General features: G+C 41.2%; 18 protein-coding genes. 3 read left to right on the top strand and 15 right to left on the bottom strand.

The genetic code is table 11. The features are described 5' to 3' along the window. Positions 1-532: 532 nt before the first annotated feature. Genes GC096_RS04040 through GC096_RS04025 form a run of 4 tightly spaced genes read right to left on the bottom strand, consistent with a single transcriptional unit; the run spans position 533 to position 7,164 of the window. Positions 533-1,804: a Wadjet anti-phage system protein JetD domain-containing protein gene (locus GC096_RS04040; protein ID WP_171629020.1), complete on the bottom strand. Its 1,272-nt coding sequence runs from the start codon at positions 1,802-1,804 to the stop codon at positions 533-535. Between the two features lie 11 nt (positions 1,805-1,815). Further along, positions 1,816-5,154 carry an ATP-binding protein gene (locus GC096_RS04035; RefSeq protein WP_171629019.1) on the bottom strand — a complete coding sequence of 1,113 codons (3,339 nt, stop codon included), beginning with the start codon at positions 5,152-5,154 and terminating at the stop codon, positions 1,816-1,818. Next, positions 5,123-5,728, bottom strand: a complete 606-nt coding sequence (locus GC096_RS04030; protein ID WP_171629018.1) for a DUF4194 domain-containing protein — start codon at positions 5,726-5,728, stop codon at positions 5,123-5,125. Before GC096_RS04030 ends, GC096_RS04035 begins: the two co-directional genes overlap by 32 nt. Further along, positions 5,728-7,164 (bottom strand): Wadjet anti-phage system protein JetA family protein, encoded by a 1,437-nt coding sequence (locus GC096_RS04025; protein ID WP_171629017.1) that lies wholly within the window; start codon positions 7,162-7,164, stop codon positions 5,728-5,730. Before GC096_RS04025 ends, GC096_RS04030 begins: the two co-directional genes overlap by 1 nt. Positions 7,165-7,491: 327 nt before the next feature. On the opposite strand from GC096_RS04025, the gene GC096_RS04020 reads away from it, so the two are divergent. From GC096_RS04020 to GC096_RS04010, 3 genes are all read left to right on the top strand, one after another. Continuing rightward, positions 7,492-9,072, top strand: a complete 1,581-nt coding sequence (locus GC096_RS04020; RefSeq protein ID WP_171629016.1) for an ATP-dependent nuclease — start codon at positions 7,492-7,494, stop codon at positions 9,070-9,072. Further along, positions 9,054-10,163 carry a DEAD/DEAH box helicase family protein gene (locus GC096_RS04015; protein ID WP_171629015.1) on the top strand — a complete coding sequence of 370 codons (1,110 nt, stop codon included), beginning with the start codon at positions 9,054-9,056 and terminating at the stop codon, positions 10,161-10,163. The genes GC096_RS04020 and GC096_RS04015 overlap by 19 nt, the downstream gene beginning before the upstream one ends. Before the next feature lie 484 nt (positions 10,164-10,647). Then, positions 10,648-11,637 carry a ketoacyl-ACP synthase III gene (locus GC096_RS04010; protein WP_171629014.1) on the top strand — a complete coding sequence of 330 codons (990 nt, stop codon included), beginning with the start codon at positions 10,648-10,650 and terminating at the stop codon, positions 11,635-11,637. Positions 11,638-11,673: 36 nt separating this feature from the next. On the opposite strand, the gene GC096_RS04005 is transcribed toward GC096_RS04010, so the two are convergent. The 11 genes from GC096_RS04005 to GC096_RS03955 all read right to left on the bottom strand — a co-directional run bounded on the left by GC096_RS04005 (position 11,674) and on the right by GC096_RS03955 (position 19,149). Then, positions 11,674-11,931 (bottom strand): hypothetical protein, encoded by a 258-nt coding sequence (locus tag GC096_RS04005; protein ID WP_171629013.1) that lies wholly within the window; start codon positions 11,929-11,931, stop codon positions 11,674-11,676. Next, complete coding sequence (locus GC096_RS04000) at positions 11,928-12,284, bottom strand: alpha-helical endospore appendage domain-containing protein (RefSeq protein ID WP_171629012.1); 357 nt, start codon at positions 12,282-12,284, stop codon at positions 11,928-11,930. Before GC096_RS04000 ends, GC096_RS04005 begins: the two co-directional genes overlap by 4 nt. Positions 12,285-12,289: 5 nt before the next feature. After that, complete coding sequence (locus GC096_RS03995; RefSeq protein WP_171629011.1) at positions 12,290-12,577, bottom strand: nucleoside-diphosphate sugar epimerase; 288 nt, start codon at positions 12,575-12,577, stop codon at positions 12,290-12,292. Between the two features lie 59 nt (positions 12,578-12,636). Continuing rightward, positions 12,637-13,371, bottom strand: a complete 735-nt coding sequence (locus GC096_RS03990; RefSeq protein ID WP_312886179.1) for a glycosyltransferase family 2 protein — start codon at positions 13,369-13,371, stop codon at positions 12,637-12,639. Then, the gene (locus tag GC096_RS03985) at positions 13,331-13,852 is read right to left on the bottom strand and encodes a glycosyltransferase family A protein (protein WP_171629009.1); all 522 of its coding nucleotides are present in this window, start codon (positions 13,850-13,852) and stop codon (positions 13,331-13,333) included. The genes GC096_RS03990 and GC096_RS03985 overlap by 41 nt, the downstream gene beginning before the upstream one ends. 24 nt (positions 13,853-13,876) lie before the next feature. Further along, positions 13,877-14,044: a hypothetical protein gene (locus tag GC096_RS03980; protein WP_171629008.1), complete on the bottom strand. Its 168-nt coding sequence runs from the start codon at positions 14,042-14,044 to the stop codon at positions 13,877-13,879. A gap of 254 nt (positions 14,045-14,298) precedes the next feature. Then, positions 14,299-15,444: a CgeB family protein gene (locus GC096_RS03975; RefSeq protein WP_171629007.1), complete on the bottom strand. Its 1,146-nt coding sequence runs from the start codon at positions 15,442-15,444 to the stop codon at positions 14,299-14,301. Between the two features lie 15 nt (positions 15,445-15,459). Next, positions 15,460-16,551, bottom strand: coding sequence for a CgeB family protein (locus GC096_RS03970; RefSeq protein WP_171629006.1), 1,092 nt, complete (start codon positions 16,549-16,551; stop codon positions 15,460-15,462). Continuing rightward, a complete protein-coding gene (gene rfbD / locus GC096_RS03965) occupies positions 16,545-17,432 on the bottom strand; it encodes a dTDP-4-dehydrorhamnose reductase (RefSeq protein WP_171629005.1) in 888 nt (295 codons plus the stop codon). The genes GC096_RS03970 and rfbD overlap by 7 nt, the downstream gene beginning before the upstream one ends. Then, positions 17,429-18,430: a dTDP-glucose 4,6-dehydratase gene (gene rfbB, locus GC096_RS03960; protein ID WP_171629004.1), complete on the bottom strand. Its 1,002-nt coding sequence runs from the start codon at positions 18,428-18,430 to the stop codon at positions 17,429-17,431. The genes rfbD and rfbB overlap by 4 nt, the downstream gene beginning before the upstream one ends. Then, a complete protein-coding gene (locus tag GC096_RS03955; RefSeq protein ID WP_171629003.1) occupies positions 18,430-19,149 on the bottom strand; it encodes a sugar phosphate nucleotidyltransferase in 720 nt (239 codons plus the stop codon). The genes rfbB and GC096_RS03955 overlap by 1 nt, the downstream gene beginning before the upstream one ends. Positions 19,150-19,168 lie beyond the last annotated feature (19 nt).

Raw genomic sequence — 19,168 nt, 5'->3', positions numbered from 1 at the left:
ATTTGTTCTGTAGGGAACAATTTGCTTTAGTTAAGATTTTTTTGAAATACGACAGAAGGATTAACTAGTAGACATTTCTAGACTTTATCGAAGGTATCTAAGTCAGAATTTATCCTAGTTAATGACCTTCATGCTTGAAAAAAACAGCGACCAGAATTTACTTCATGACTGCGTAAAAGAATTGTCCACACTGTGATTCGAAACTACAGAGAATCCATACTCCCTGTAGAAAGGGATTGTCACAAGAAATCGAATTTTCCATGGCATAGAGGTATTGCTTATGCTTAAAAGAATTTTCTGCACATTCAGGCGTCGCGTAATGGAAACAAGTTCTTCCAGAAACAAGAATGTCGTATTATTTCGTCATTCTAGATACTGCTTTTAAGGTTTTTTTGACCGTTATCATTTTACTTAATCAACTATTTTATCAAATTTGATAGTGGTATGAGTTTTCCTTTAACAACCCACTAGTTGCAGTAGTCTAAAGTAAAATTTTCCGAATATTTGAAATTTCGCACTTGAATATAACACTTTATGAAATAAAAACCTCTTGCACTAACTGATCAGGAATTGCTTCTTGTTCTAGCCTAAGACCAGTTTTAGCCATTGTTGTCAACAGGTCATTCCACTGGCTATACGATTCATTTTGTAAAAGATCATTTGCTCTATGTCGATAACGCTCTAGATGCTCCCAATCCGTTTCGCCAAATCGCTCAAGTATTCCTTCACTCATAAACAAGGGATGAACCGTAAAGGGACAATTCCGTTGTAGAAAACGATAAATCTGAATCCCACCCAAGTCTATGTCCCCCCAATGATATATAGGGATCGATGCGTTATTTTTCTTTACAACATCCCATAAATCTTTTAGGAATGCTTGAAGTATGCGGGGTGGAAATCCACCTGTGTAAATAACCAATTCCCGCACAGGTTGACGGACTCGAAACCATTGATGATAACTGCTTAAGTTCTCAATCATTACAATTTGCTTAACATCCAATTGGGTCCATTGAAATGTTTTTACAGTCTCGGGGTAAAACGCTGTTCCATCAGGGTACAATTCTAATGACAATTGAGCCCCATTTAGTTTGAATTTACCACTTCCTCCTACTAACACAGGTTTAGGTTGGGCTACAATTCCAATTAGATCCAATTTCCCTTTTTCCAGATCTGACACTTCTCCAATGCCCTGCCTGACAATGGACAGAAGCCTTCGTTCAACATATTGCTCAAAATACTTGCTGTTTCCAAAAACCCTCATACTAAGCATTCGCTTTGGAATATCCCCTGAAATAGATGGCAACTCTTGTAATACACGCGCCGCATCCGAATAGCTTTTCAGATCGTCTAGATCCATGCCCGCTGAGCGTTGTGCTTTCAACGCCCCCACGATCCCTTGGGTCCATTTTGCTACCCAGTCCCAGGGATGATGGTTCAGTTCTCTAAGGATAGCTGACAATTCGTCCAACTTGTCTTTTTTCGCCAGCCTGTCCACCTTTCCATAGGCGGCATTTATCATATCCCATTCTAAATATACTTTTTTAATAATATTAGATGAGCGTTCCAGTTTCACGTCGATGATTCCTTCTGATACAAGTACTTTTACGACTTGATGCATCCATTCTCGTTTGCGAAAATCCATTTCGTCCCCATAATCCACTTGAAATGGTTCATCATTTAATTCAAGCTGCGGCCGTTGCTTAGTTGCTTCCCCTTTAATAAATGCCGCACTTCGCTCATATTTATCTATTAGATGGTTTAGCAATCTATATTTGAACTCCTCTTTAAACTCCTGCTCATTCATCCCTTTTCACCTCAAAACAATGTTTCCTGCTGCCAATCCTCTTGATCTTCCTTGGACTCAATTGATGGGGCTTCTTCATCCTCCCAACGATCGATCATATCGACAAAGCACCGGTAATCCTGATTTGTGACAATAAGTGTAGTAGTCACTTCGGGTGCCATATGCTGTATTTTTTCATCAGGTACCGCTGCTATCAGTTGGAGATTCATTCTTTTAATTAACTTAAGGCTAGTCTGAATCCGTTGCTCATCCATTTTGTTAAATGCTTCGTCAAATACAACCAGTCGAAGGGTTCGTTCGGAACGATATAAATGATAGAATGAAGCCAGGATTGCCACGTAGAACGGCGTTTGGGTTTCGCCTCCAGACTTCTCCTTCAGCACTTGTGAGAAGCGATATTGACTGTCCCCTTGCCGGACCAAGATATCATAATCTAGATACCTACGATAGTCAGTAAACTCATCCATGTCCTCTGCTTCATTTTGTACAAGCTGTTCAAATAATTCTTGTAAGGCTTCTGCCCTTTCATCATCAATAACATCAAACAAGTTTCCGCGCTCCATTAATCTAGGATCCATCACCGCATCGTAATATCTCCGATATTTTTCGCTGGGCACTACCTGAAAGTTATATTTGTCAGATGAAAATGGAAAATGATCCAGCGCATAGTTTAGCTCTCTGAATTCTCTTTTTGCCATCTCAATAGCTTCTCGCAGCTTGAAAACAAAATGTGACTTGAACTCTTCTTCTGAAACCTGGAGTGCTGCCTCCACCTTCTTAAGATAATCGGGAATATCCAGTCCTTCCACTTGTTTCAGAAGATGATCGTAAACATCATTCTCTTCTGTATCAACATCCGTTGTAAACGTATATTCCGTGTTATATTCGGTCCTTTTTTGCGATAAGTTGCGAACTTCCTCTGCAAGCCTTGTTTCATTTCCTTTGCGATTGCCTTCCCAATTGGTAATTTTAGACTCCGTGGCAATAGATGAGCGACTAGCTTCTTCCAATCTTCCCAATGCCTGTTGCAGGCGTTCCGGCCATGTGGCCGTCCACTGCTCCACAATGGTTGCTTTATCTTTTACGATATTAATTTGCAAATATTTTTTTGTCTCAGTTTCCTTATACTCTGTATTTAAAGAGCCTATCTGCTGATTTAGACTATCGCGCTTTTTCTCCCAATCTTCTTGTGTCTTTTTCCATTTTTTTATCTGCTCGCGTAACAGATCAGCTTCACTTAAATCAATTGTTTCTCGTTCTTTTCGCCAATACTGCAGTTCTGTCATGCAATTCTCCAACTGGTGAGGTAGCTCAAGTTGATCAGCCAGTATGTCGAACAACGACCTCTTACCCTTCAACTGTTCTATCCACCCTCGCAACTGTTCCAACTCGACAGAAAGTATACTGTGCTCCTTATTCAACTGTGCAAGCTCTTCACGTTTCATTTCCAACTGGCGGATGACTGCATGAGATCCAATGTATGGAGGAGAATACAGACGCTCGGGCATTTGCCGGGCCACCAGATTGCTATAACCCATACAACTTGCTGTAACTGCGTTACGGTAACTTAGCAAGTCCTGCTCATCGACAGCTTTTATTACATTGCCCAATAGATGCTCCAAATGGGCTTGTATAACAGGATTAGATGCATCCGCGGACTCTGCGAGGGAACCCTTTTGTGCTGTATTCAAATATTTCCGCTCCGCATCGGTATTGACCAAACCAATTCCTTCAATTCGGCGACTTCGTTTCTCCCGTTCATATATTGCCAAAGCTTCACGAAATACCGACGGTTCAACTAAAAGATCAAAACGCTGAGTATTCAAATAGCCTTCAGTGGCATTTCGCCACGTTTCATCCGTTAATTCCAGCTCTTCGCAGAATATCCACACTGGTGATCGTGTGCCAAGTCGTTCTTCTAGCAGAGTTTTAAGTGCCAATACTCCTTCACTATAAGGGCGCTTACGCTGCTCCAGGTTACGAATAGTTCCTTCTGTATCCTTGATCTCCTGTTCTAATTCTTTCAGTCGGTCACCTGAACGTATCCGTGTTTCTGACATCCTATCTTGAATACCCTCAAGTTGTTCTCCTATTTTCTGAAGATGCACCTTTTCCAATTCAATATTATGGTCATAACCGTAAAGATTCGAAGCTATACTACTAATCAGCTCTGCAGCTAGCTGCAATTGTTCCATGTCTTTGTCGTTCCAAAACCAAATCCCATTTCCAGTCCACATTCCAAGATTTGCGATATGTTCAACTTGCTTTTGCATGGAGCGCTGCCATACGGCAAGCTGCCCCTCTAGTTCGTTTAAACGCTTCTCTCCGCTTTCTATACTCTGGTCAAGCTCATTTTTTCTCTTTTCTTCACTGTTCTCATATAGCTTCCGGGTAATATCCTCTCTTTGGAGGGTTGCCTCCTCTTTCTTCTTTCTCGCAACCTCTAAATCACTAAGGGTCAATTTCAGTTTATTACTTAGTTGGTTCAACTCCATTACGTTTTGTTCAAGAGTTTCCTGTTCCTTGAGTACACGGAGTGAACGAAGTACATAATCTTGCTCAATGAGAAGATGTCTGTATTTTTCCACAATTTGAAATCGATCACGGATATGTTCCAGTTTATTTTTTCGTTTCTGTAGTTCCTGTAATTCCAACTTATAGCGCTCATGTACAGCGAAGTTTTCTTTCATTAAACCGAGTTGTAATTCCTGACGATCCAGAATATTTTGGTATACAAAATCACGAATATTCTGGATCGGTTTAAATGACAACGCCCGGGTAAAGGTTTGAAAAAATCGTTCATGTATATGTCCCATTCGGGAAAGCAAAGCTTTCTGATACTGTGATTTGTTCTGCTCAAACACAGATTTAATACCACTTCTACCTTGATAATGCCATCTAAATTCATCTCGGTTTCGTAATCTTCCATCGTTCTTAATCAGTTCAAGACTTTCTAAACTCATTGGAGCAAGAATAAAAAACTCTTCAGCATGCTCCTGATTAGAAAACACATCTGCGACCATGCCAATTACAAATGGCTCCCGTTTTTCTTGATCCTCAAATTCAGCGAGCAAATAAGTATTGAAATCTCCGTCTCTTAAATATGCTCGTTCTTCACTACCAATCTTACCTCTTAAATAATCCAACAATGTACGTTTGGCATCCTCATGAGCAGCTGGATTAAACTTAATCATCTTTTGGTTAGCTACAAACAATACTTGCAAAGCATCAATAATGGTTGATTTCCCAGCAGCATTTTTTCCTGTAATCAAGGTTTGCTTGCCGAAATCCATGGTCTCATCCGCAAAGTAATGCCAATTAATCAATCGAAGCTTCATGAACCACTTCATCAAAGATCCCCTTTTCTTCCCCTGCATTATATTGTTCAATGCGACTTTGAAGTGCATCCAATTCTCCTAAATCAATAACATATAGCCAGGTGTGGTAAAGAACGATTCTGCAATCGTCAGAACGAATATCTGGGTCAAGCGCCTCTGCAAGCTGGTATTTGTTACAAAGTCTGATGGCCTGATCCAACTTGGTTTTACCTAACCAGGGCAATCGAAAGGTTTCGTATTTCGTACGTATTTCATGAATCGTTGTCGCGGGGAAAGCACTGATGCTCAGTCCTTGCCTCTTTTCCTGATAAAGCAACCTCATAATGAGAAGCCAAATACTCATTTCTCGGTCCAGAGTGCGTCTAAATGAGCTAAAAGGTGATTGCAAAAACACGCACTCGTGCCTCTCATCGACAATCATCTCCCAGTCCAGCATTTTTAAATATTCTTCTATTACTCCCTTATGACGGCGAACTGTAGCATATCCATCGCGGTCTTTTTCTCGGACGAGATAATTAACTGCGAGAAGTCCGTTAAGTACTGCCTTGATTTTTTGCCGTTCTTGTTCGCTAATTTCTTCCCACATTAAGTTCGCTGCCTCCCATCAGATATTCGTGCTCTGATCTTGTGGTTATAGAAACGGTAGGGACCTGCATGCAGAATCAATCGATCCTTACTACGTTCAATTTGATAGGGAGAACCACCATCTTGACCATATAAATAAACATAAGTCAGGAGCAATACTTCTTCGACATTCTGAGGCGACAGGTCCGCAATTTCCATATTATTAATATTATTTTGCAAACGGGAAAGTACGAAATCATCTACTTTTTTACGCGTAACAGCCTTACGCATACGCTCGATTCGCTCCTCACGCAATTGTTCCCTCACTTCTTCCGGGATAGGTAGCACATAATGTTCTTCTGGCTGGTGGGAAACCCGCTTTTTTCTAACAGAGAGAAGCGAGCCCTTATCTAAAGCCCTAATAAGCTGCAATTTTGAAAGCAGATTGAGAGCTTCATCCGTAATAGGGACCGATAAATCTCCTAGAACTTCCAACGTAGACGCCAGCTTCTGATCGATCCCTTGATGATGTTGACTCAAATATCTTGCTCGGTCATATGAAGAGCGCAAATACTGATTATGTCGAAGATCAATCCGGTAAAAGGTGTCATCAAGACCTAAGTATATTGCTTCAATATCTCGTAATGACTGTCTCAGATGAGACTCCGCCTCTTCTAAACTGACATATAACCCACCAGAAATTCCATCCTTTACGGCTTGCTCCATCCAAGCTCCATCCAATTGCCAACACTGGACTATATCAAGGATTTGATGACGGTATCTAGCCACATGATCTGAAGTCTTCAACCTATGGTAACTGTTCTCTACAATATCCTTCTGATAATGATCAAAGTGATGGTCCAATACGTCTTGAATCGATTTTTTACTTACTACCTGTTCCATATGATGTTTCATATTATTGTAAAGAGTAAACAGTTCCCGATCGAATTGAAGGGTATTGGATAGTGCTTCCCTAACAGCCATAGCAGGACGCTCTCTTGATTCCTCACCGGACAACATACCATAAGTAGCAAAAGCATAACGTTGGTATTCAATTGCCCTCCCTTCACATAGTTCTTGAATGAGTGACAACATTCGAACGGAATAGTGAGGTAATACAATGTAAACCTCATAACGATCTCGTGTCTCTAATTCAATCCAGCCCAGTGCTTCCAACCTTCGTATTAAGCTACTTGCCTTAGTACGCGATACGTCTTCTATATTCAACTGCCCATAAGAGTTAACCAGAGGTTCTATCTCCCACTCCAGTTGGGCTCCCGTCTCTTCCCACGATTCTATTAGTTCTTGATAAAGATCTCGTATTAATTCAATTCGGATGCCAAAGCGCTCTCGTTTAGCATGTTCATATAATAGTTGAACGGCCTCAGCGTTTAATTGCCTATTGGTTCCAGATAACAATCGAAAAAAGGACTCTGGAACTATCTCGAATAGTTTCAACTAGACCCCCTCCTCCTAAAGACCCATTTCCTTTTATTAACATTATTCGACGAAATAAACAATTATCCCTCTCTATTTACCATGTTATTTAACGATTATTTAAAAGACTAGATCTTATTAACTAATAGAAAAAGAGTTCCAAAGAGAACCCTCATAACATTTACTACTTTTCTACTATAAAATGAGGTATACAAACATTCCCAGCTAAAGTATTCTTAAAATGATTCACTTCCTATTAGTGCCATCCATCATATAACTAGAACTTCATATATTAATTAATTTATTAATAATTGCTCATGATATCTCGGTCGATTGAGGAGGACCTAAATGCATATAGAACAGTTAAAAATTAAAGGCTTGAAGAAATTTAAAGATTTTAATATTACCTTCAATAAAAATATTAATGTGCTGATTGGTGAAAATGAAGCTGGAAAAAGCACCATATTAGAAGCTATTGATATTGTACTTAATCAAAAGGTCTTTAACTCTACAAATAACTCAGAAAAGTATTTTAATAACGCTAATATAAGCCAATATAAAACTAATCCTTCTATTGATACTCTCCCTAAAATTGAAATCGAGTTAATTTTTGATGATGAAGAAGAATTGAATTCTGAGTATTTTAACGGACTCCATTCGTCGTTTACTCCTATACTAAAGAACGGTATTACTTTCACATATAAATTCGATGAGAGTCATCGTGATCTTCTTGAAAATATGTTTGACGGGAGTTATGATGAAAACTTTATCCCAACAGATTACTACATAGCTGAATGGGTTACTTTTGCTGGAAGAAAATACATTAACAAAAAATCACCTATAAAAAACGTATTAATTGATAATTCAATTAGAAAAAATAATCTCTTTGATTCTTACTCAAAAAGAATTTTTAATAACAATATCAAAGTAACAGATAGACAAAATCTTTCATATCAGTTTAGAAAGAAAATTCAAAAATTTGTAAATGAAAATACCGATCAACTTAATATTAAAGAATACAATTTTGGAATTGATGAAGACAAAACTGTATTAGAAAACTTACTTGATCTAAAGAGTGATGGGGTCTCAATTCAAAACAAAGGAAAAGGGAAGGAGAATTTAATTAAAACTGAAATTGCGTTAGAGGTCGAGTCTGATCTAATTTTATTAGAAGAGCCGGAAAACCATTTGAGCTATATCAATACCAGGAAGCTAATTAATGATATTCAATCTATGTGCCGCGATGCTCAAATCATTATTACTACGCATAACCCATTGATCGTCAGCAGATTAAATTTGCAAAATACAATATGGATTAATAAAGAAAAAAGTCATTCTTTATCTAAAGTTGATAAAGATGCCGCGGATTACTTTATGAAAACAGATAACTTGCAGTTACTAAATTTTATATTAGCTCAAAAGGTAATTCTTGTAGAGGGAAATAGCGAGTATATTCTATTACCTCAACTTGTAAAGAATTCGCTATCCTATACTTTAGAAGAAAAAAACATTGAAATTTTATCTGGTGGAGGTATTACTTATAAACACTATATTGAACTGTCAAGAGTAGTTGATAACTCATTATTAGTTATTACTGATAATGATGGAGATCAAGAAACTGTTGACTCCATTCGTACGTTAAACAAGAAATATACTAATATTCAAATTAAATGTTCAGAATCTGTTAATGAGTTTACTTTTGAAGTTTGTCTTTTTAATAAGAATGTGTCTAAACTTAATACTATTTCGGATATTAAACCAGGTACAAAAGCTGAATATCGTAACGTTCCTATAGATAAAAATTTAGCTTATATGCTTAAAAATAAAACTGAAGCTGCATTGAGAATATCCGAAGAGGCTGATTATAAAGAGGTCATTTTATTACCGGTGTACATCCAGGAGGGGATTGAATGGCTCGTTCGACAATAATGCTTGCAGCAGCCGGTTCAGGAAAAACGTATTATATTGCGAAGCATTTAAATCCAACTTCAAAAAATCTAATCATTACATATACCAAACAGAATGTTGAGAATCTTAAGAGAGAGATTAAAATTATACACGGAGAACTACCTAAAAACACACAAGTTTTAACGTTTACTAGTTTTGTATATAGATGGCTCTTGAAACCCTTTGAACCGATTTTAACCATTGGGGATAGAACAGCTCTAATTACTACTGGAGTGGAAATAAAAAAAGAACCTGAACCTCAAAGAATTAATGGAAAGATAAATCATAAATATCGTAAACAAGATGACTATAGACACTATATAACCAATCAGAAGTATTATCCATCGAGAATTTCTAGTCTAGTTTTAGCTCAATCAAAGGAAGTAAAAAAAATAATAATTCAACGTTTATTTAAATTTTGTGATCAACTTTATTTTGATGAACTTCAAGATTTTATGGGTAAGGATTTTGATTTACTATCTATGCTTATTAAAGAGAGAAATGTAAAAGTCTTTGCTGTTGGGGACTTTCATCAACATTCAGTTAGTAAGTCTAACTTTACAACCAGTAAACCATTTACAAGAGGGAAAGACTATATATCAAAAGATCAGTACAAATTACTTTTTAAAGGCACAGATATTGATGAAAACACATTAATAAAAAGCAGACGCGTTCCAAGAGAAATATGTGATTTTATTAGTACTAAACTAGGTATCCATATACAGTCATCAAGCATTGTTAAAGGCCACTTTGAGTTATTAGAAGAAAATTCTAGAATAACTGAAGTTATAGAAGATATCAATGTAACAAAGTTGTTCTTTAGAGATAGCCGCAAATATAACTGTTTGCCAACAATAAACTGGGGCTATTCTAAAGGTGATACCTACCAAAAGACTTGTATTATACTAACTAAGACATTCGAATCATTATTTGAAGAGAATTTCTCTTGTGATCATTTAACACCCGCCCAAATAAATCCACTCTATGTAGCAATAACTAGAGTTACAAATGAACTTTACTTCATTAAAGAAAAAGACTTCAAAAAGCACAAAAAAAAGTATGCAGTTCTCTAATGTTTAAAACCTAAAAACATGGACATACTAATATTAGAGAATAAAAATATTACCTAAAAGCTTCTGGCTTATCTTTGTAATTGTCTTCTAGCAAATATGGTTCTTATCTCCATTAAGAAATTTCACAATCTAATAGTTATTTCGCCCAATTATTAAATACAGATCTCAATAGAACTTGTTAACATTAAAAATTTAATAGATCATACATAGAAACGAGTTGGCCATCTTGCCAGCTCGTTTTTTAATTCCAAAAAAAACAGACTTGAACTCCAAAATCACCAATGCATATTTATACATTTTTTTGTATGCGGATTATTTATGCAACTTTCAGTTCAACTTATTAAGCTTCAAATCCAGTTTTTAAAGCGAAACAACAAAACAACATTGACAAAGCACGCAGTCTTAGCATAAACTGAATTTAGTACCAAGTACTAATATCTAGTGCTAATTTATTTCCAAACTATATCTCAAAGGAGTGTTGCCCATGTCTTCCTCCAGCCCCTTGCAAGCACGAATTTCAGCCATCGGCACGTATGTGCCTGAACACATTTTAACTAACGAAGAACTTTCCCATATGGTGGATACCAATGATGAATGGATCGTGCAACGCACAGGAATTCGAGAACGCCGAATAGCCGGAGCACATGAGTTCACCAGCCATTTATGTATAGCAGCCGTGCAAAACTTGCTCGATCGATACCCAAATTCCCTGGACGATGTAGACCTCGTCATCGTGTCCACACATACACCAGATTTATCGTCAACGCCTGTTGCATGTCAGGTTCAGGCCCATTTCGGCATCCCGGCTGCTGGAGCCTATGATCTCAATGCGACGTGCGCTGGATTCGCTTATGCACTTCACACCGCCAGTGCGCTTGTGGCTGCTGGCGTACATCACAAAATACTCGTGATTGGTGGCGACGCCTTATCCAAAATCACAGATTATACAGACCGGTCCACCTGCATCTTATTTGGCGATGGCGCTGGCGCCGTAGTCGTTGAGCGGGAAGAAGCTAAGGCCGCATTCCTGGCTTATCATATGGGATCAGATGGTACTGGTGCTAAGCATGTGTACCGGACGGGACTGGCTACAGAGCTGAATGGCGATCCGCTGTTAGGGGAAGGGAAGCTTGTCCAGAACGGGCGCGAAGTATACCGATTCGCTGTTTCGACCGTACCGCAGGGCATCGAGATGCTGTTGCAAAAAAGCGGCTTGCCGCTCGCGGCGATCGATTGGTTCATCCCTCATAGCGCAAACCTGCGCATGATAGACTCCATCTGTGAGAAGAGCGGGATCCCGAGCGACAAAGCGCTGTACAGCCTTGAATACTTCGGCAATACTTCCGCCGCTTCGATCCCTCTTGCACTGGATTTGGGGATAAAAGAAGGAAAAGTTAAGGCTGGTGACAACTTGTTACTCTATGGATTTGGCGGGGGTCTAACGCACGCAGGTTTGATCGTACGTTGGGGTTAAGTAGGTTTGCATTCGCTTGTATTCGTACTTGTGTGACTACACATGTTTATTCAACCAAGGCTTAGCCGGTTTGCCATCGACACGCTTTCGGGCAGGCTGCTTCATTAATTTCAACATCAACGCATGCTGATAATCACTTATCGACTTCAGATTATCCGCGACATGACCAGCGAGCTGTTCAGAACCCTCTACATGATCCGCTACAGATTCAATGATTCTGCATAACGCTCGCTGGCTTCTGGCCAGCGAGATCAACATATGCAGCTCCACGCGTTCCCGATTCCACTCCTTCACAGCTTCTCATCCTCACCAAATGGAAGTAGGCTGCCGAATTCCATAGCGTCGTCGGACCCTAAGCCGGAACCAGAAGGATGTTTCCCAAGCAACGCCTTCATCTGGCCATTTAGTGCATTTTCCATCTTCGTTAATCCATCAATCAGTTCAATGACACTCTCATGTATTTGGCCAGTTACTTTCATTTTAAGGTCATGCCCCTCCAGATTTGTCGTGTTGATATGCTGACAAATCCAGTTTTGCGACTTCGACGCTTCAACGACTCTTGCTTCCAGCATCAGACTTATTTCGTATTGCAGCTTGGCTGTCGCATCTAACATTTGCATATAAAGATCCGTTCTATCCAAGGTCATTCCCTCTATTCCTCATCAGTTACATGTATTTCCTTCATAACTAATTCTGTTTGCTTGGCCATAGCTTCTTCCAATTCAGCGAGGCTGTTTAAATAGGCCGTTACATTTTTGGTTAGTTGTAAAGCCCGCTTCTGCAGCATATCCAATCCATCAAACCCAGGATGAGAATCCGGTAGATCTCCTGCAATTGCAGCCATTTGCGAAGACACATGCCGATGTGTTTCCAATATTCGTCCCATTTGGCTATGTGAAGCTGCAATATGAGAAATAATTTGGGTCACCCGCTCCTCCACACTTACTCCTCCTACAACCTTTTTCACTCTACATTATGCTGTTGATTGTGAAACAGTGCCTAAATAAACTGAAAGGGATCGACGCCCCATTTATCAATAAATTTCCTACGATTGCGTCGCAGCAGCAAGAGCTTAGATCGACGTCTATTTTTTCGAAAACTAACACTTCCACGATGATAAACGAAGCAATCACCTGCTATGAGCAGCTGGTAACCCGCTAATCGCGCACGATAGGAGAAATCATCATCTTCATAATATCCCGGTGCAAATCGTTCATCCAACACACCTACCTGCTCAAACAGCTTCCGCTTAAATAGTAAACAGAAGCCAACCAAGCGCTTCGTTTCCCGCCATTTCCTAGGATTTACATGATGATAGATGCGGGCCATGTTCGAAATACCAGTAAAGCGCACACGGATTTTTTGTTTGCCATTGACATAGTTAGAGACGGGACCTACCATCCCTACCTCTTCTCGACTGTATAAGCAGTTCAGTAGCATGGGCAGCCAATTAGGTGTAACGATTGTATCGTTATTCAAGAGCATTAACGAGTCACCTTCCGCTAAACGTAAACCATAATTGCATGCAGCAGGAAAACCGAGATTGGCTGGCAGCGCCACGAACTTAATATTTTCATTGCGGCAGTAAGTCAATGTACCATCCCCAGAGCCATTATCCACTACGATAATTTCATAAGGCACGGATGTATGTTGACGGATCGATGAGACACAAGCTTTCAGCAAAGTTAAACCGTTAAACGTAGGAATTATGATGCTCGTTAATTGCAAGTTCATGCCTCCTTACTAATAGGCCGTTTTCAATTCCTAATGCTACATTTTGAATAAACGGAAGCACTTCATCCACATTAACAGCCTTGTCCCCTTCTAAGAAAAGCAAGAAGTCTGACCGCGATATCCTCGCAGCAAGCGCTCTTGCGGCATCTGGTTCGATGCTTTGAGGATCATGAACAATAATGGCACGAGAATGTCTTCTAACTTTATCTAGTGTACGGTCTAACGAACCGTGAACCATCACGATTATCTCCCTAAGCGGTAAACGTTTCAACGGCTCCAACACATGCTCGATCGTCCCTTCTACATTGGAAGCTAGGATGATCGCACCGACAGGATGGACACTTGTCCTATTTAGCCTAGCCAAAGATCTCTTACGCTTAGGAATGAACCGGCGTTTTGTTTTCTTTAAGAGCACTCGTTTGCTTCCATGCCTTAAGGAAACCTGCCCCCTCATCCGCTTCTTTTTGATAAGTTTAACCAACTGGACTCACCTCATAACTTCACTTTAAGCAATCGTTGGATTCGTAAGCTCCATCGCATATCCTTCAGCGAAGCCAACACCGTAACCCGCATTGTAAGCTTCATTGAAGGCTCGATCATACGCCAATTGGAGTCTCTTAGCTCTTGGACTTTGGATCATACGGCGCGGAACTTTGCGACGACGAGCTAGCATTCGACTCCCCTTGCGTCTAGGAAATCGGATTAGACGACGAACTAATCTGCGTCTCCCCTTTCGCCTTGCGAGTGGCCTCAACCGACGAATGGCACGTCCCTTTTTTCTAACAAGGATCCGTTTTTTAAGTCCTACCTTTCGTGGCGATCCCACTCGCTTCTTTCGAATCTTTCTGCTCACAGTCAGCTTGCGAACCTTTTTTTTCGTGATCAATTTCTACACCTCATTTTTATGAAATAGTTCTCTTTCAGCCTTTATCTAGGCCCAAAAATGACGGAAAGCATCGTAATAAGCCGATTGGTATAGGTATGATCTCGCATCGTCCTGTAGAGCCCGCGCATGGCTATTTGCTTACGTTCCTCTTCGTGAATTAAATAATGATTCATCTTGTGAAGCATTTCTTCTGGGGATGCATACGTCACGATGTCATAGTCTGGCGTATAGAAATTGACTAGATCATCCCGAATGTCCGTTAATTGAAAGGCGCCGCAACCAGAAATTTCAAATGTCCGCGGATTAGGCGAGGCGCCGCTAATTCGACGAGAGTTGTGGTTATACGATTGGTCATCGAAGGCTCTATGCATATTAATGACGATTTTGGACCCATTGTAGAAAGTCGCGGTTTGATCCGGCGGCATCCACGTATTCAATTGAATTTGAGGTGCCAAAAGCCGATAATGTTGAAGCCGTTCCCACCATATTCCTGAGATGATGACGCTTTTCTTCGCTAAATAGGGAGCTATCTGATTAAATACTCCAACGCGGTTCCAGTAGGCCGAACCAATAAAACAAATATCGCGGTGCCCTCCTTTTGGCACAGGTCTTGGACGAAACATCTCTGGTTGAAAAGCTAAAGGCAAATAATGGACTTGCCCGCCTCCCATCTCCTGATAGAACTGAACACAATTCACTTCCAAGGTAAATATATAATCATAGTGCGTCGCGTAAGCAGCCGTAATATCCGTGTAATAAGGATCATCGGTTAGCCAGATCGCGGTTCGGATCCCCATTTGACGAACCTTATCAACGGTATTCAGGGAGAGATTCATCCCTTCAAGAACGATCATCACATCCGGTCGGTGCCTTGCGGCAAGCGTTTCGGCATTGGCCTTGGGATGTCCCATTCGCGTTGCATCTTTGTCAGAGTTCCCGATTATTAATTCACGAACTAATGGGCGAAGGCTGTTAATTACAGCGATATCCAATGGCTCGTAGGGGTATCCTTTGCCCGATGTAATAAACAACACACGTACGTCCCAAACAGGACTAGGTGCACGGTCACGAGCCGCTTTTTGCATAATCGCTTCACATTGTCCCATCCTAAGTCCATTAGCGTGACCTAATTGATTACCCTCAGCAAGTCCGTGCTCCCGAGCATGTGAACTATTCATAAAACTCATCCTCTTCACTCCTTTCTAGGCAAATAGAATATCCAACAGCTTGACTAATCGAGCTGAAAAAGTATGCTCCATTCGTGTCCTCCGCAGCCCATTGACTGCAATCCGTAATCGTTCCTCTTCATGAATTAGGTAGTGATTCATTTTATGAATGAGCTCCGCTGGATGATGAAAGGTTTCGATTTCATGACCTGGCCGATAGTGCTGTTCCAGATCATGGCGATAATCCGTTATTTGCAAAGCTCCACATCCTGCGATCTCATAGGTTCTCGGATTAATGGAATGCCCCGGTATATTTCGGCTGTTTTTGTTGTAGGTTTTATCGTACGTGAGTCGGTGAATATTCAAGACGATTTTGGCACCGTTATAATACTTCACGGACTCTTCGACCGGAACGCCCCTCAGATTAATCCCTTGTTGAAGCAAGGGGAAGTGATCTAAACGATCCCATAATCCCCCAGCAATAACTACTTTTCTCCCTATTAAGAAGGGAGTTAACTCATTGAAGAGGGCAATTCGGTTAGGAAAGCCCGTGCCAATGAAGCAGATATCGCTTCGGTACTCAGGGCTAATATGCTGAGGTTTAAACACAGTTGGGTTAGCCGCCAAAGGCAAGTAGTGAACTTGCCCGCAGCCTATCCCCTGATAGAAGGGTACGCAGGACATTTCATGCGTGAATACATAATCATAGTGAGGGGCTAATACAGCCGTCTGATCAGTAAAATAGGGATCGTCCGCAAACCAGATAGCGGTGCGTATCCCCATCTGTCTAACTAGATCGATATGATGAGCATGATCAGCCGGGAAAACATGAAGCCCGTTCATAACCAGCACCAGATTCGGTTTATGCTCATTCGCTAATCGGAGCATATCCGCAGCCGTCGCTGTATATACAACTCGGACTGATTGTTGCAAACCATGAATAATCCCATTGTCTATGGCATCGAAGATGCCCTGTACGATAAATAACACACTTGCTTCTCGCAGCGGAATAGGTGCTGGAAAGCAGGTGTCGAGGGCATACTGGCATCTGCCCATACGAAAGCCACTTTCCCGACCAGCCTGAAATCCCTGACTGCGACTCTCCGCTATGCGGTTACGATTCACCATGTATCTATCACCTTCTTAGCTCTAACAGCTGTATCGTAATAATCTACCTGTAGAAAGAAATCCAGCGCCGATCGCCAATCTCGCATAGGCTCAAACCCATTGCTTTGCATGGCTTTGTGTGCAAATGCGGTATACATGGGTCTTGCAGCTGGTGCTGGCGGGAATGCGTGCGTAGGCACAGGCTGCAGGGAAATATGCGCCATGCCAGCCGCTTGGAGGATATGCAATGCGAATTCATATCTCGAGCATACACCTTGATTGGAGGCATGATAGAGACCATAACGGTCCGTTTCGATAAGCTCACGAATGAAAATGGCCAGATCCAAGCAATAGGTCGGCGAGCCAAATTGATCATCCACGATGGATAGAGTCAGATTCTCGCGCGCCTTCTCCAATACTTTGGTTACAAAATTTGTTCCTTTCTGACCATATAACCAAGAGGTTCGTACAATAAAATGTTTCATGCAAGTCATGGCAACGAATTTCTCCCCAAGAAGCTTGGATTGTCCGTAGCTATTAAGTGGATTGGGCACATCCGTCTCTTTATAGGGACTTCGTTTCGTGCCATCGAACACATAATCCGTACTGACGTAAACGAGCTTGGCCCCAACGATCTCACAAGCCTGCGCAAGATGAAGAGCACCCAAAGCGTTCACTTGATAGGCAGACTCCTTCTCAGATTCAGCTCTATCTACATGGGTATAGGCAGCAGCATGCACAACAACATCCGGTCGTACGCTCAGCAGCTTCTCCATGACTTCTTGTTCCTGTCTAACATCCAATTCCGCTTTCTCCCAAGAGATAACTTCATGCATGGGGCTCAGCACTCGCTTAAGGTCATATCCTAACTGTCCGCCTGCACCTGTAATAACGATTTTCAAGTGTGATCAGCTTCTTTATCTACACGGTACGAACCGTCTGCAATACGGGCGCACCACTCGGTTTCTCTTACATACCACTCCAGCGTCTTTTGCAGACCCTTCTCAAATGAGTAAGCCGGCGCCCATCCTAACTCGCGACGTATCTTCGAGCTATCGATGGCGTATCGCCGATCATGTCCAAGCCGATCCGCCACATACTGAATGAAAGATTCGGGTTTGCCCAGCAGCCTCAAAATGCTCTGGACAACTTCCAAATTCGTTCGCTCATTCTGACCGCCAACGTTGTAAACTTCTCCCGGCACACCAGCTTCAATCACGCGTTCAATAGCAGAGCAATGATCGTCTACATACAACCAGTCTCGTACATTCAATCCATCACCATAGAGAGGTATCTTCTCATTGCGCAGCGCACGTGTAATTAAAAGTGGGATTAGCTTCTCTGGAAATTGGCGGGGACCATAATTGTTGGAGCAACGTGTAATCACAGCTGGAAATCCATACGTCTCATAGTAAGCTCTTACTAACAAATCAGAGCCTGCTTTACTAGCTGAATAAGGAGAATTCGGCGCAAGGGGTGTTACTTCACTGAAGGCTCCTTCAACCCCTAGTGATCCATACACTTCGTCTGTGGATATATGAATAAACTTCTTAACCTGACCTCGACGTGCGGCCTCAAGCAAGATTTGGGTGCCAACCACATTCGTTCTTACAAAATGGCCAGGGTCATGAATACTTCGATCTACATGGGACTCAGCGGCAAAGTGAACAACCACATCGATACCTTGCATCAGTTTCATCATGAGCGCCTCATCACCAATATCACTTTGTACAAATTGATAACCTACTTGACCATCAAACAGCCTAGCATTGTCCCTATTCCCTGCATACGTAAGTAAATCAACATTGATTATTGGATCATCTGGATGATGTTTCTTCCAATAATGAATGAAGTTGCTTCCAATAAAACCCATGCCCCCTGTCACAAGCAATGACTGCATTAGCTGTACCCCTTTCTTACTAACAGCGTGGCTTGAAAGAGCGATTCATGCGTACCCGCGTCAATCCACCATCCTGTCAAGAACATATGAGCAAGCGTTCCGGCGGCTGCATACACATTATTAACATCTGTGATTTCCATCTCGCCTCTTGCTGAAGGTGATTGTGATTTAATAATCTCAAATACAGAAGAGTCGTATAAATAAATCCCCGTCACAGCAAATGGAGAAGTTGGATACTCCGGTTTCTCTACAATGCGTTCAATTTGATTGTGCTTCATTGTTGCTACGCCATATCTACGAGGATCTTCCACCTCTTTTAAAATGACCATAGCCCCTTCATCCTGCTGGTAAAAGGTTTCAATCATGGGCTGAAGTGGATCTAGGAATAAATTATCTCCCAATATGACCACGAATTTCTCACCCTCCCCCACGAAATCCTCTGCCAATGACAAGGCTTGTGCAATACCTCCTGGTTTCTCTTGAATCTTATAGGTTAGATTCACGCCGAACAGGTCACCACTGCCCAAGTAGTCTACATATAAGCTTGCAGATTGTTTCCCCGTAATAACAATAATATCCTGAATGCCAGACTGACTTAGTTTATCAATGGCATATTGAATCATGGGCAGATTACCAACTGGAAGTAAATGTTTGTTAATAATATGCGTTAAAGGGCGTAAACGACTTCCAGTTCCTCCTGCAAGTACGACACCTTTCACAAGTCATCCCCCTTCACGA

The organism is Paenibacillus plantarum, assembly GCF_013141695.1.
GTDB lineage: Bacteria > Bacillota > Bacilli > Paenibacillales > NBRC-103111 > Paenibacillus_E > Paenibacillus_E plantarum.
The sequence above is the reverse complement of the archived record's forward strand: the minus strand, read 5'-3'. Positions and strand labels throughout refer to the sequence as shown.

Bases quoted from the DNA above. Each gene is read 5' to 3' on its own strand.
- GC096_RS03975 (WP_171629007.1), bottom strand. From the start codon at position 15,444: ATGAGTTTTATGAATAGTTCACATGCTCGGGAGCACGGACTTGCTGAG.
- GC096_RS04030 (WP_171629018.1), bottom strand. From the start codon at position 5,728: ATGTGGGAAGAAATTAGCGAACAAGAACGGCAAAAAATCAAGGCAGTA.
- GC096_RS04040 (WP_171629020.1), bottom strand. From the start codon at position 1,804: ATGAATGAGCAGGAGTTTAAAGAGGAGTTCAAATATAGATTGCTAAAC.
- GC096_RS04010 (WP_171629014.1), top strand. From the start codon at position 10,648: ATGTCTTCCTCCAGCCCCTTGCAAGCACGAATTTCAGCCATCGGCACG.
- GC096_RS03970 (WP_171629006.1), bottom strand. From the start codon at position 16,551: ATGGTGAATCGTAACCGCATAGCGGAGAGTCGCAGTCAGGGATTTCAG.
- GC096_RS04020 (WP_171629016.1), top strand. From the start codon at position 7,492: ATGCATATAGAACAGTTAAAAATTAAAGGCTTGAAGAAATTTAAAGAT.
- GC096_RS04015 (WP_171629015.1), top strand. From the start codon at position 9,054: ATGGCTCGTTCGACAATAATGCTTGCAGCAGCCGGTTCAGGAAAAACG.
- GC096_RS04035 (WP_171629019.1), bottom strand. From the start codon at position 5,154: ATGAAGTGGTTCATGAAGCTTCGATTGATTAATTGGCATTACTTTGCG.
- GC096_RS03980 (WP_171629008.1), bottom strand. From the start codon at position 14,044: ATGCTAGCTCGTCGTCGCAAAGTTCCGCGCCGTATGATCCAAAGTCCA.
- GC096_RS03990 (WP_312886179.1), bottom strand. From the start codon at position 13,371: ATGAACTTGCAATTAACGAGCATCATAATTCCTACGTTTAACGGTTTA.
- rfbB (WP_171629004.1), bottom strand. From the start codon at position 18,430: ATGCAGTCATTGCTTGTGACAGGGGGCATGGGTTTTATTGGAAGCAAC.
- GC096_RS04000 (WP_171629012.1), bottom strand. From the start codon at position 12,284: ATGACCTTGGATAGAACGGATCTTTATATGCAAATGTTAGATGCGACA.